Source organism: Microcoleus sp. B3-D7, from assembly GCF_036705305.1.
In the GTDB taxonomy this organism is placed as follows: Bacteria; Cyanobacteriota; Cyanobacteriia; order Cyanobacteriales; family Microcoleaceae; genus Microcoleus.
This window is the reverse complement of sequence record NZ_JAUBUE010000007.1, coordinates 44,310-57,962: the sequence shown is the minus strand read 5'-3', so window position 1 is coordinate 57,962 and position 13,653 is coordinate 44,310. Positions and strand designations below refer to the sequence as shown.

At 43.0% G+C, this 13,653-nt stretch carries 12 protein-coding genes; 7 read left to right on the top strand and 5 right to left on the bottom strand.

Annotation, left to right across the window (positions count from 1 at the left end; translation table 11 throughout):
- Together QUB25_RS07565 and QUB25_RS07560 are read right to left on the bottom strand one after the other, a co-directional pair.
- A partial coding sequence (locus tag QUB25_RS07565; RefSeq protein WP_333182590.1) for an AAA-like domain-containing protein occupies positions 1–1,870 on the bottom strand: 1,870 nt, incomplete at its 3' end.
- Positions 1,867–3,168 carry an AAA-like domain-containing protein gene (locus tag QUB25_RS07560; RefSeq protein ID WP_333182589.1) on the bottom strand — a complete coding sequence of 434 codons (1,302 nt, stop codon included), beginning with the start codon at positions 3,166–3,168 and terminating at the stop codon, positions 1,867–1,869. The genes QUB25_RS07565 and QUB25_RS07560, both read right to left, overlap by 4 nt.
- A gap of 262 nt (positions 3,169–3,430) precedes the next feature.
- On the opposite strand from QUB25_RS07560, the gene QUB25_RS07555 reads away from it, so the two are divergent.
- Positions 3,431–3,652 (top strand): hypothetical protein, encoded by a 222-nt coding sequence (locus QUB25_RS07555; RefSeq protein WP_333182588.1) that lies wholly within the window; start codon positions 3,431–3,433, stop codon positions 3,650–3,652.
- A 21-nt stretch (positions 3,653–3,673) separates the two neighbouring features.
- Here QUB25_RS07555 and QUB25_RS07550 read toward each other — a convergent pair whose 3' ends face one another.
- The gene (locus QUB25_RS07550; protein ID WP_333182587.1) at positions 3,674–4,333 is read right to left on the bottom strand and encodes a restriction endonuclease subunit R; all 660 of its coding nucleotides are present in this window, start codon (positions 4,331–4,333) and stop codon (positions 3,674–3,676) included.
- 164 nt (positions 4,334–4,497) lie between these two features.
- Between QUB25_RS07550 and QUB25_RS07545 the strand changes: the two genes are divergently transcribed.
- The 3 genes from QUB25_RS07545 to acs all read left to right on the top strand — a co-directional run bounded on the left by QUB25_RS07545 (position 4,498) and on the right by acs (position 7,280).
- The gene (locus tag QUB25_RS07545; protein ID WP_333182586.1) at positions 4,498–4,848 is read left to right on the top strand and encodes a DUF433 domain-containing protein; all 351 of its coding nucleotides are present in this window, start codon (positions 4,498–4,500) and stop codon (positions 4,846–4,848) included.
- A complete protein-coding gene (locus tag QUB25_RS07540) occupies positions 4,826–5,188 on the top strand; it encodes a DUF5615 family PIN-like protein (RefSeq protein ID WP_333074996.1) in 363 nt (120 codons plus the stop codon). Before QUB25_RS07545 ends, QUB25_RS07540 begins: the two co-directional genes overlap by 23 nt.
- A 121-nt stretch (positions 5,189–5,309) precedes the next feature.
- Entirely contained in the window at positions 5,310–7,280 is a 1,971-nt protein-coding gene (gene acs, locus QUB25_RS07535; RefSeq protein WP_333182585.1) for an acetate--CoA ligase, read from the top strand.
- A 94-nt stretch (positions 7,281–7,374) separates the two neighbouring features.
- On the opposite strand, the gene QUB25_RS07530 is transcribed toward acs, so the two are convergent.
- Positions 7,375–7,662, bottom strand: coding sequence for a hypothetical protein (locus QUB25_RS07530; protein ID WP_333182584.1), 288 nt, complete (start codon positions 7,660–7,662; stop codon positions 7,375–7,377).
- A 43-nt stretch (positions 7,663–7,705) separates the two neighbouring features.
- Between QUB25_RS07530 and QUB25_RS07525 the strand changes: the two genes are divergently transcribed.
- Together QUB25_RS07525 and QUB25_RS07520 are read left to right on the top strand one after the other, a co-directional pair.
- Positions 7,706–8,284 (top strand): ACP phosphodiesterase, encoded by a 579-nt coding sequence (locus QUB25_RS07525; RefSeq protein WP_333182583.1) that lies wholly within the window; start codon positions 7,706–7,708, stop codon positions 8,282–8,284.
- Between the two features lie 96 nt (positions 8,285–8,380).
- A complete protein-coding gene (locus tag QUB25_RS07520) occupies positions 8,381–9,271 on the top strand; it encodes a thermonuclease family protein (protein ID WP_333182582.1) in 891 nt (296 codons plus the stop codon).
- Between the two features lie 872 nt (positions 9,272–10,143).
- Here QUB25_RS07520 and QUB25_RS07515 read toward each other — a convergent pair.
- A complete protein-coding gene (locus tag QUB25_RS07515) occupies positions 10,144–12,063 on the bottom strand; it encodes an iron uptake porin (RefSeq protein ID WP_333182581.1) in 1,920 nt (639 codons plus the stop codon).
- A gap of 795 nt (positions 12,064–12,858) precedes the next feature.
- Here QUB25_RS07515 and QUB25_RS07510 point away from each other — a divergent pair.
- On the top strand, positions 12,859–13,647 hold the full coding sequence (locus QUB25_RS07510; protein WP_333041367.1) for a class II glutamine amidotransferase: 789 nt from the start codon (positions 12,859–12,861) through the stop codon (positions 13,645–13,647).
- The last annotated feature ends 6 nt before the right edge of the window (positions 13,648–13,653 follow it).

Here is a 13,653-nt window from a genome sequence, read left to right as displayed (position 1 = left end):
GCAAGTCCCACAATTTGGCGGTGCCGTCATATGAGGCAGTAGCGATCGCATCTCCTGTGGGGCTAAAACTCACACTTGTTACCCAGTCATCATGTCCGGTGAATGTTACCAAGCAGTTACCCTGCAAGTCCCACAATTTGGTGGTGCCGTCATATGAGGCAGTAGCGATCGCCTCTCCTGTGGGGCTAAAACTCACACTCCATACCGAGCCATTATGTCCGATAAACTGGCACCGTTGGCGGATTTTAGCAAGAATCTTCTGCAAAACTAACAGAGGATTGGTAACGGGATATTCCGAAAGCGGGGGATTATCTGGTATCCACTTCTTTAAATCTTCTCCTGCTTTGATAGCTACCCGCAAGGCTTCTATTTGATTTCTATTCGACTGAAAAAGCTCTAAGGCCTTGCGTCCAGCTTCTTCGATTTTGAAAACTTCCCTGAATTGTTTACGGAATTCTCTTAATGATTCATTACTTTTCTTCAATTCTTGTCGTTCATCAGCTTGACTGGCATCTAAAAAATCATTATCCTCATCGCTTAAACGTTTCCCCACTTTCCACTGCAACGCATCATCCAATGCTTTGCCGCGCAATAGTCGGGAAGTATCTTGACGATTTGAGGCTATCCAAGCGGCGAAGTTTTCCTGGTAGGGGCGGAGTTTCGCTAATTCTTGCTGTACCCAATCGAGGTTAAAAATAGCGGCGTATATGGGGTTGTAAACTTGTAAATATCCGTTGCGTTTGACGACTAATCCTGATAGTTGTAACTCCATTTGGTCGGGACTGTTATCAGCGGCTACCCCCCCCAGCCCCCCCTTGCTAAGGGGGGGAGTAAGATTGTTTTTTTTCTCCTTTGCTAAGGGAGAATTAGTGCTATCTTTCGCCATACTTAGTAACGGGGGATCGGTGCTATCTGTCCCCCCCGTTGCCAAGGGGGGGTTAGGGGGGGTAATAATTTGTTGGTAGATGCCGAGGAGTTGGCTGGTACGCTGTTGGTTGCTGAGGATGCGATCGCGAATTGTTCCGAGGTGTTCGGGATTGTCGTTCTCTTCCCAATTATTAATGATGTAATCTTGTACCAGTTCGGCAATGTCAGGATTGCTGGTTTCTGCTTGTTCTAGGACAATTTTACAAAGTTTTTGACTCAAAAAAGGCTGTCCGCCCGTCCAGTCTATAATCTGATTTAAAACCTGAATGGGACTCTCGACTTTTCCTTCTAAGCCTTTCGCTAAAGGTGCAGCTTGTTCCTGAGTAAAACCTTTTAATTCAATAGCTTGACCGATATTAAAGGGCGTGCGCTTTTTATCTTGAATCAAATCAGAAGGTGTTGCGACGCCCAACAGACAAAAAGTGATGCGATTGTAGTCTGCATTTTGGGTACGGCGATTGTAGCAGCTTCTGATAAAAGCAAATAGATCGTCTGCCAAAAAATTCAAACTGAGAACGCTATCTATTTCATCTATAAAAATAACTATTTTTTCGGGAACTTGCGACAGCATCACGGATTCAATAAACTCCCGAAATCTACGCAAGGGAGACAGCCAATTTCGTTCCTGCAACCAGCTTTTTAAATTAACATCAAGGTCTAATTCATAAGCAAAAGTATCAAGTATATTAGCATACCACTGTTCGGGATGCTCTAACTTCGTCTCGTCGCCAGACAAGTCAATAAAAACCGATCGAATGCCTGCGATTCGCAGTTGCTTGATAGTTTGAAGCGCTAAGCTAGACTTACCTATTTTGCGAGAATTGAAAACATAACAAAATTTGCCTTCCAGCAACGCTTGATAAAGCTGACTATCAGCTTCTCGCGTTACATAGGTTTCGGTATCTTCTGGGAGAGTTGATTCAGCTATATATTGATAAGTCATAGACGCACCGAGAAATATTGACGGTACAAATCGCAGCGGGGAAAACAATCATTATGTTCCACTCGCACCAATCCCATACTTTCTAACTTAAATATTTGATGAGTTTCCAGCATTATCGGTTGATTTCTTGTTACGACTTCTCGGTAAACGTTTGCGAGTTCTGGACAGAGTTTGAGATTGCCTAAAAGTTCTCGTAAGTGATTAATAAAGGGACTTTGTTCAGTAGGTGAAATTTCCAAAAGCTTAGTCAAAGAAGATTGAGGAGTTTGCAGATAAGCGAAAGCAGTTTGCACCAGATAAGGATAACCACCAAACATTTTCATAAGTTGTTGAATCTCGTCTGTACTCAGCCAATTGTGTCGATACTGCCCCGCTAACTGCTGCACTTTTTCCGGGGTAAAATCTGGCAAAGCTACAGTCCACCCAACACCCGCCAAAGGGGATGAGTTGATATCAAGAGAACTGTAAACTTCTGTAGCGTGAACGACAATTAACCTGATTTTTTGCCAGATTGCACCGCGGCGATCGCTCCTTTTAGCTGCATCATTCCACCCACGCAGTAAGCGACAAAAATCAACATTAAAAGTAGCTTGCTCAAAAACCCGGTCTACTTTCTTTAATACCAGTACCAAAGGTTGAGAAAAATCTTTGAATAAATACCTTTCTAAATATTTAGTGACGTTAGGGTTAATACCGCCTAAAGAGTCATCCCAATATTCCACTAATTTATTCTCCAACTCCAGTAAGTCACCCAGAGTAACACACAACCACTGCAATAATTTCCGGTAATCCCCCAAAACTTCACTGTCAGCTTCCTCAAAACTGACGATGGCAGTTTTGTAACCTTCTTGCGACGCGCGATCGAGAATTTTATCCACCAGTAAAGTCTTGCCCATTTTTTGAGGAGCTTTAATCCGAATGAGCGCTCCCTTTTCTAAAATTTTATCATAACATTTATCTTCGCAATCGCGCTCTACATAGTAGAATTTAACTTGTTCTGGATTGTCAGGGTAACTTTCACAACTTGCTTTTAATTTATCGCTAACTAATTCAGGTTTATACTGGACAAATAGCGGGTTTAATTCATCACGCTGTCGGCAACGTTCGCCCTCTTCATTTTTAAAACCAAATAATTTGCAGATATTTGAAATATGATGTCTGACACTTGATTCTGTGATGTATAAAGATTTACCGATATCTTCGTCTGACTTCCCTTGCAAAAACAGCTTTAGTACCTCATGCTGTTTGGGTGTTAGCCCTGTTGGATAAATGGTGTCAAACTCTTTTCGTTCCATCATCCGCATACCTGCCTTAACACTTTACCTACCACTCTTACTAATTTACCACAGGTGTCAGCTTCAGCCCCGATAGTCAGTTTAATTTCACAAATTTACAAACACCAGCTAATTTGTGAAGATTTTTTCACAAACCCTTTAACACAATTGTGAACAAATTGGATCATTCCCAGGCAATTGACAACTTTGTCTAATTTATTTATCAATCAAATAATAGTAAGAAAGTGAGTTTATTATCGAAATTGTAGACATTGGAATTAACTAAATGAAAAACTTAAACCTGCTGCCCCAGAAGAAGACTAGATCAGCTAAAAATGTAAATCAAGTGAAAAAATCTGACAACTCCAACATCAAGTGGTCGATAGAGAAAGTTGTAGTACCGATCGCGATCGCCCTAATTCCGTTAGCAACAACGTACATCAGCACTCAAAATACCCAACAACCGCCAAATCCAGCGATCGAGCACAGGACTCCACCGTCACCATAACATCGGATGCGATCGCCCTTGTTAAGCCAACTGCAACTGCACATTCTGCAATTTGCAAATCGCTTTCAACACTTGCGCCAACAAGAGCGATCGCTCTGGGTCAATCAAATTCAATTCCGGTAAAATCTGATAAGTACAAGGATTTCCCCGCGTCACCCGCACAAACCGATAACTTTCGCCATTCGTCGTCAATCCCCAAACAGACGATTGCTGCTGCAAACTTTTATAAGTATAAGTCAGGAGTTGCGGCAAACCAGTCAAAGGTGCGATCGCACTATTCTTAGCCTCCACTACCAAAATCCAAAACTGTGCAGCCGCGAGCTCTGCATCCGGCTGATTTACCGCTAAAACATCCAACCGCCCTTTAATTAAAGTATCTCCATCTTCAACCTCGATCGGGATGCTATCTTCCATTGTCAGCAGAATCGGAATATCAAAAAATCCTGCTAATCTCATTAACGGTGAAAGCACTAAAATTTTAACCAGTTCTTCTGAAACTTTTCCGGCGGATAAGTAGCGTCTAAAGTCAGTTCTAATTTTTAATATTTCCTGCTGTTCTAATTCTGACAGCGGTTCCAGAGAGAAAAAATCGGTGAAGGCGTCTCCTTCTTGCTCTTCCAATTTGAGAAGGTGGCGAACGTCATTTAACGAAAGTTGGCTTGCTTCTAAATTTGGGGTCATGGCTTTTGTGCGATCGGCTGATCCAGTAAACTATATTATAGAGGCATTATAATAAGAGTAAAACCAGTTTTATTTATTTTTATTAACCTCAAAAAAACAAATTAAACCATCTTCTGTTCAGGTATTATAATAATAATATCAACCCTTATCCTAACCACCAAGCTATGCAACTAGAAGACTACTTCAACTTCCTTAGACCTGACGATATTCGGATCAAAGGTTCCCGTATTGGCATCGAAACCATTCTTTATGAGTACCTGTTTCGCGCTCGAACTCCCGAAGAAATTGCCAACATTTATACCTCCCTCACCCTCGAACAGGTTTATGCGACAATTTTGTACTACTTGCACAACAAAGAAGCAGTCGGTAAATACATAACCGAATGGCTGGAATGGGGCGAAAAAATGCGAGAAGAACAACGTCGCAATCCTCGTCCAGTATATGAAAAAATCCGCAAACTGAGAGCAGAAAGAGATGCAAGGAGAAAGGCTGATGCCAATCCAGTATCTCTTTGATGAAAATGTCGATCCTGCGTATGTCAACCAAATTCGCAGACGCAATCCCGATCTGGTTGTTCTAGCAGTGGGAGAACTAACAGCACCTTCCAAAGGCACTCTCGATCCAGAAATTCTTATATGGTGTGAAATTCACAATTTCATTCTTGTTACCAACAACCGTCGCTCTATGCCAGTTCATTTAACAGATCATCTAGAGCTGAACCGCCATATCCCCGGAATATTTATCCTGAATTCCAAGATGAGTATTGGTCAAAATATTGATGAACTGATTTTGATTTATCAAGGCTCGTTGGATGATGAGTACCAAGATAAAATTGAGCATTTACCGCTACCCTAATTTCTAATACAGTCCCAACACTTACAAAATTCCCCCAAGTCTTAAGGAAAATAAACATACTTTTGCCCCAACTTATGCAAACAATAGTTAAAAAGACTAACCGAAATTAAAGTTAAGAACGATGTCACAGGATACCATCGAATCAATTCTGCAAGAAAAACGGCTATTTCAGCCGCCCGCTGAATTCTCCGAAAAAGCTCACATCAAAAGCCTAGAAGAGTACCAAGCCCTCTACGACAAAGCGAAAGCTGACCCCCAAGCATTCTGGGCAGAACTCGCGGCCCAAGAATTGCACTGGTTCCAAAACTGGGATACCGTGCTCGACTGGCAGCCGCCTTTTGCTAAATGGTTTGTCAAGGGTAAAATTAATATTTCTTACAATTGTCTCGATCGCCACTTAACCACTTGGCGCAAAAATAAAGCCGCCCTGATTTGGGAAGGCGAACCCGGAGACTCTCGCACCCTCACCTACGCGCAACTCCACCGCGAAGTCTGCCAAATGGCGAACGTCATTAAAGAATTGGGAGTCCAAAAGGGCGATCGCGTTGGCATTTATATGCCCATGATTCCCGAAGCTGCGATCGCCATGCTAGCCTGCGCCAGAATCGGTGCAGTACACAGCGTTGTTTTTGGCGGTTTTAGTGCAGAAGCTTTGCGCGATCGACTCAACGACGGCCAAGCAAAACTCGTCATCACCGCCGACGGTGGCTTCCGCAAAGATACCGCCGTCGGCCTCAAAACACAAGTAGACAAAGCACTAGCAAATAATGCCGTACCCAGCGTTACCAACGTTCTGGTAGTTCAGCGCACCAAGCAGCAAATTGATATGGAACCGGGGCGCGATCGTTGGTGGCACGACTTGCAAAAAGACGCCTCCGCCGACTGCCCTGCTGAACCGATGGATAGCGAAGATTTGCTGTTCATTCTTTACACTTCTGGAAGTACCGGAAAACCCAAAGGAGTCGTCCATACTACCGGTGGTTATAACCTTTATACCCACATGACAACCAAGTGGATATTCGACCTCCAAGATACCGATGTTTACTGGTGTACTGCTGATGTAGGCTGGATTACAGGTCACAGTTACATAGTCTACGGCCCGCTTTCCAACGGCGCGACAACTTTAATGTATGAAGGTGCTCCTCGCCCTTCTAATCCCGGCTGTTTTTGGGATGTAATTGAAAAATACGGCGTCACAGTTTTCTACACTGCACCCACCGCCATTCGCACCTTTATGAAAATGGGCGAACACTTGCCGAATGCCAGAGATTTGTCATCTTTACGATTGTTAGGAACCGTCGGCGAACCGATTAACCCTGAAGCTTGGATGTGGTATCAACGAGTAATTGGCAACTCGAATTGTCCGATCGTCGATACTTGGTGGCAAACAGAAACCGGGGGAATTATGATTACCGCTTTGCCCGGTGCAATTCCTACAAAACCTGGTTCTGCAACCCTACCGTTCCCTGGAATTGTGGTCGATGTTGTTGACCAAGAGGGCGAACCCGTAACTAACGAAAGCGGCGGTTATTTAGTGGTGAAACATCCTTGGCCGGGAATGATGCGGACACTTTACAACGATCCCGATCGTTTTCGCCGCACTTATTGGGAATATTTGCACCCGAAAGATGGCGAATTTGTGTACTTTGCAGGGGACGGCGCGCACAAGGACAAAGACGGTTATTTCTGGGTAATGGGCCGCGTTGACGATGTAATTAATGTCGCCGGACACCGACTCGGCACGATGGAAGTCGAGTCAGCTTTGGTATCGCATCCAGCAGTGGCGGAAGCTGCGGTTGTTGGTAAACCGGATGAGATTAAAGGTGAGGACATTGTGGCTTTTGTCACGCTGGACAACTCGCAGCAACCTAGCGATGAATTGGCTAAGGAATTGAAGCAGCACGTTGTTAAGGAAATTGGGGCGATCGCCCGTCCCGGCGAAATTCGATTTACCGATGCTTTGCCGAAAACGCGAAGCGGCAAAATTATGCGGCGTTTGCTGCGTTCTTTAGCTGCGGGAGAAGAGGTTTCTGGAGATACTTCGACCTTGGAAGACCGGACGGTTTTGGATAAGTTGCGCGGCGGTTCGTAGAGGTATTTTGTAACCGCAGATAAACGCAGATAAAGGCGGATAAATTTAATAATTATCTGCATTTATCTGCAGTTTGAGATAATTGTTGAGTAGCTTATTTTCCGCGCCACAGATGAACGGCATCGGCATTAATTTCAGACCTTACCTGTAGCCAATCCTCCAGCAAGTAGTCATCATCAACTGCTTGCTTGGGCTGTTCGTCTTTGAGAATTGCTAAGACGTGAATTCCAGACGGATAGTTGACATGACGAATTTCTGGGTCATATCCCAAGTCTTGAGTTTTTGCCAAAACGCGATCGACAGCAGCGAGAACAGTAAGAGCGGACGCAAGAATAATATGACCGAGTTTAGCACCCGGTTTTACACATTCCAGAACAGCCATTACTCTTTCTCCTTATGCTATCTTAGATATTTTTACTGTAGCAATGAATTATTTGGCTCATCTATTCTTATCAAAAGGCACGCCAGAATCCCTGATTGGCAACCTCTTAGGAGATTTTGTCAAAGGAACGCCACTCAACCTTTATCCCGAGGAAATTAGAAAGGGCATCGATTTGCACCGCAAAGTAGATAGCTACACGGACTCTCACCCGATAGTGCGATCGAGCAAAAGCCTTGTTTCTTCCCACAGACGAAGGTTTGCTGGAGTTTTGATAGACGTGTTTTACGACCACTTCTTAGCTAAAAATTGGCTGGAATATTCAGAAATTCCGCTCCGGGATTTTTCTCAGGATGTCTATAAAATCCTGCAAGACAACCGCGATATATTACCTGACTCTCTCCAGCGGGTGCTCCCCACAATAATTGCCCGCGACTTGCTTTCATCTTATCAGGAAATTGCCGAAATCGGCATCACTCTTACAAGAATGTCTGCGCGACTCAAACGGACAAATAACTTGGCAAGCGGCATAGAAGATTTGACAGCTAACTATCAGCGATTAGAATCAGATTTTCGAGATTTTTTCCCCGACTTGATAAAATACGCCACACTTGACAAATATTAATACAAACAACAAAAACTCCAGTTGCTAGTGATAACGAACTCGTGTATAATCCAAGCGATAACTGCATGAAATCTCAAATGCAACAGGGTTCAAAATATGGCAACCAGAATTCCGAACCTGCAAATAACTAAAGTAGTTGATGGCGACAGCATCAAAATTTTTCTCAACGGAAAAACCGAGTCTCTGCGCCTGATTTGCGTCGATACAGAAGAAAGTCATTCGGGAGGCTCCAAACCTATAACTGCGGCGGGCAAAGCAGCTTCGGAAATGGCTAAAAAATACTTCGCCACAGCAGATGGCGGACTTGCTACAGTTGACATAGAATTTGATACAGATGACCCAATAGAAATTGCGGTGGAAAAACACCGCGATAACTACGGGCGTCTCCTCTGTTACGTGCATAAAGAGGGAGAAAATTATAATCTGAAACTGATTGCAGAAGGCTGGAGTCCCTACTTCGTCAAATACGGGCGATCGAGATTGTATCACCGCCAAATGACTGAGGCAGAATCGGCAGCAAAAGCTTACAATCTGATGATTTGGAATCCGATTATAAATGCCAAAATCCCCTCTCGCAACTATGCTAATTTACTGCCTTGGTGGTCGATGCGAGCCTCAATTGTTGAAGAGTTTCGGTTGTCGGAAGCAACAGGAGGAGCGCTTTCTTTGAGGTTGCACTACCCGAAAATATTAGCGGCTTCTGAGAGAGCTAAATCTATTACTATTTTCTGCGATTTGCAGGCGGGAATTACTAAATGGATCGGCGGGAGCGCTCTAATTTATGCTGGTTCAGTGTATCATAAATTAGATTTGTGGATACCAGATGCTGAAACTGATGAAAGAGCTCCCTTGAAGCGGCTAATCGAGAAGCGTTATGCGGGTCTGGGACGGGGATATGTGTATGTCAGCGGGAAAGTAGAACAGTACAAAGGGAAGCCTCAAATAGTTTTGAAGGATATCAAACAACTTTCAGACTTTCCCCGATAATATTTAAACTAGAGTTAATTTCATCAATCCTTTTTACTAAATATAATTTTCTTAGGAAGTAAGCTCGCGCAAATAGAGGGCCATCCTAAAAAACGATCGCCCTCTATTCAGCCATGATATTCTATTTATCAAGAGATGCAGGAACATTTATTGCTGCATTGAAGGAGTAGTGAAAAATCTGCATCCTAAAGGATTTGTGCGTGCAGATTGATTTTGAGGAGTTGTTATAGGAGAACTAGAGTTAGGAGATGTGCTATTCAATTCTGAGACGGTAAAAGATTTAGAAATGTTAGGATTTTTCCCGAGAGGGCTGGCAGAAGTGTTATCAAGATTTGGTGACTCGGTAATTGTAATCTCCTGTGTTGCATTTACATTTGCCTGCGATTTGACAGTGGTTTGTGCCTGACACGGATAGGCAGTCATAGCAGAAATTACAGCAAAGCTCAGAAACCCAATGTAGCCCGTTGATTTAATCATATTTATCTAAACCTAAACTTAAAGAACTATTAGTAATGCTCCTAATAATAGATTAAGTTAGGAAAACTTATGTTTCAAGCGTGTTTATGCGTATTTTTTTAAACTTAATAATTAGGTATTTGTATGTAGGAAAAAAAGATAAAAACGGGGAAATTACTACTAAATGTAAAGTTGCAGTAAAGATAGCGGGTTTTTACTGAGAAAAAATTTTAGGAAATCCCGCTGGAGTTTTAATCACTGTATGCTGACGGAAGAACACCTTTCTCGCTTAACAGGAAGGATGCCTGTTCCACAAAATAAAATTTTCTTGTGGGCCGTTCCTCGGGGCCGAGTTCACCAAAATTTTTTGCAGTTCGCGATCGCTCTACTAAACCCGGCCCCACAGGATTAAACTCTTAAAAGGAGAATGAAGTTCTCAATACACCAACTGAGATCGGGTCGCTATCGGGAGTGTGACCGGGTTGAAAAATCAAGATAACTCCAGGGGTGACGCTGATATTATCATTCACCTGCCAACGGTAGAATACCTCTACATGAGTAGTCGTTCCGGGTTGCCCGCCCGATCGCCCTAAACCCGTATCTAAAAAATCAGGAACGTTATTGCCTGTAGGTAAATTGCTGCTGACAATTTTAGGCGGTTGCCCGATATAAATTCCTCCTAAATTTCCGGCTTTAAACAAATCGGGGAAATTTACAAAAACCATATAATTTGTAGTGGCTACCGTACCAGATTTACCAGGAATGCGAGAATTAGTATAACCAGCCCAACCCCCCAGAGAAAATCGCGATGAAATGCGCCAATTTAAACTTGCTCCCACTGCATTTGTTTGAAGAGAAGCAGACTTATTTGTGTTAGAATTGATAGCAGTCAATTGGCTATCGCCTGCCAAACTAATCAGATTACCGTCCGGCGAATAATCGTTAACATAATAGACAGTAACATCAACTGGAGCTGCGGGTGTAAGAGTTAGTTGTACGCCCAATGTATTGTGTCCTTTAGACCCGTTAGAACTGACAAAAAATCCAGAAATGTTAGTTGAATAAACTGCTTGCAAACTGGCTCTATTCGCAAATTGCCAGTCAATGCCGATGCCGCCTAAACCCAAACCAGTGTTCAAAATTGGGTTTCTTTGGGCGAAGGCAGAAAGGGGGCCTGAAGCTGCACTTTCTGCCCGATTCGGCCCTCGAAAAGCAGTTATCATGTTAACTCCTGCTGTTCCTGCAAACACTGCCAATTTGTCGCCGACAAGAAAGCGGTAGTTGAGGTCGCTAACAGTTAATCCAGAAGTTTCGGCTAAATTATAAGCAAGGTTTACGTCTTCGGTTAATTGTGGTGAAGTGGTTCCGTTCTGGTTGTAAAAACCGATTAATAAGTTACTACGAGGACTAAATTGAGTGGTTAAGTAGAATTGATTTAGATTAATGATGTTGACATTTGTACCGGGGTCTTTGGTATCTCTTTTGCCGTCTCTGGGAACCCTATCCGCACGGTTGGGAGTGCGTCCTTGTATTCCAAAAACGGTGAAGCCTGATAGCTTAGTTGTTGTTGAAAATTGATTGGCTTCTAGTTCGGTAGCTCGCGCTTCTAGCACATCCACTCTGCCTCGCATAGTGGCAATTTCGGCGGCAAATTCTTCTTGCAATTTTTGCAGTTTTATTAAGTCGTCTCGCTTAGCTAGACTTTCAGTTGATTTGGCGATGGACTCGCGGATTGTATCTAAACAAGCATTGACTCCGGCTGCAAATTCATAGCGCGTTATAGCGCGGTTTCCGCGATAGGTTCCGTCGGGGTATCCAGCTATGCAGCCGTATCTTTCTACTAAGGATTGCAGTGCTTGAAATGCCCAGTCTGTAGGCTGTACGTCGCTGAGTTGGGAAACTGATGTAACTTGTTCTAATGAGTTTTCAGCAGGGTAAACTAATGGGGGATTTTCTAATTTATTTTCTTCCACTAATGCGGGTATGGGGACGGGCTGGGTTTCGCTGGCTTCGGATACGTGAGTTTCTATCTCACTCGCGATAGGTACGGGTGGCTCCGATGTGGGGTTTATCGGTGAAGTTTCATCTACATTGTCAGATTTTTCGAGTAATTGCCGATCGAGATTACGATCGAAATTATCCGCTAGATTATTGGTCGGTGCGGGTAATTGATACCATTCATTAACTGGATCTTCCGAATTTGCACTATTTGCTGTTGTTTCAGGATCAGTCGTTTCTGCTAAGGCTGGAATGCTGAATAATGCTGGCAATCCGAATCCTAGTATTAAGCTGCTAAGGATTTTCCAAATTGGTCGATCGCACTTATGATTTTTCATGTTACTTATACTTTGTGAGCTAAAAGCTAAAAAGTGAGAAAAAGCGTTATTTCCTACGGGATAGCTACGCTTGACGCACTATTCGAGATGAAGGGCGATCGTAAATTGCATTCCTTCTCCCAAAACCGACGAACAAGTCAAACTAAACTGCCACCCTCGCTTTCTTCCCCTATGTGACGGCTGATTGACAATCCGGTTCCCGTTTGTTTTAACAGATTTTGTAATGAATGAAGAGTCAAAAATATGTAATATTTTTACCTCATATCTTCCTCTGCTATTGTCTTTGAGTTTAATCAAAACCTATCGATCTCAACCCCAAAAAGTAGTAACACTAATAATTGAGACTGGCCTATAATCGATAAAAATTTATTTTTGTGGTTTTTGTGATTACTTAATTGTTTTAACAACTATAAAACTATATAGAGAGATAACTTAGTGTTCTTTGAAAGCTTGCGTAAATTAATATTTTTTGATTTTTGGAATTTGCGGACGGTTATTATTTCCCTTCACACAAGGTCACAAAATAATAAAAATTATATCATTTTTTCCCTGACGCTAATACTTTATCCTCGCTGTATGCACGTCAAAAGTGCGGAGCGAGTGAGCGTGTAACATCGTTCCGACAGAAACACAATCGATTGTTTTAGCTTGCCAACTTTTTAACTTCAGTATTATTAAGGTTGGTCAAGCCCAATATTAAGTGTATTTAACCCGTTAATACTATAATATTATCACCGCAAATCTGTAGCTGCCAATAGCTGCGCGATCGATCCACACTCCAGAGACTTAAAAGCTATGTGCCAATTACTGGGAATGAACTGTAATGTTCCGACAGATATTTGCTTTTCTTTTGAGGGTTTTTCTGCAAGGGGGGGCAAAACTGACGTTCATCAAGACGGTTGGGGAATTGCTTTCTTTGAAGGTTTGGGATGTCGCCTTTTTATAGACTCTAAACCTGCGATTGCTTCTCCGGTGGCAGAAGTAGTGCGTCGCTATCCCATTCATTCAACTAACGTCATTGCTCACATCCGCAAAGCTACGCAAGGTGAAATTGCTCTGGAAAACTGCCACCCTTTTATTCGGGAACTTTGGGGACGTTATTGGGTATTTGCTCACAACGGAAATCTCGAAAACTTTTATCCAGAATGTGTCGGAGTTTACAAACCTGTTGGCAAAACTGACAGCGAAAAAGCATTCTGTTTGATATTAGAAAAGCTGCGCTCTAGTTTTCCTCAAAGTAAGCCTGCTTTAGCGGAAATTTACCCGGTACTGGAGGAAATTACTAAAAGTTTGGCACAACACGGAATTTTTAATTATTTACTTTCCGATGGAGAACACTTATTCACCCACTGTTCTACTAATCTGCATTATATTGTGCGACAAGCGCCTTTTGCTAGCGCTCACTCGATCGACGAAGATGTAACTGTCGATTTTCGGGAGTTGACCAACGAGGACGATCGCGTGGCTGTTATTGCCACTTTTCCGCTGACAGATAACGAAGTTTGGACGCAAATTCAGCCGGGAGAATTGCTGGTATTTCAGGATGGTTGGCCGGTCAATTCTGGGCTGCTGGAGTTAAGTTAACGGGAC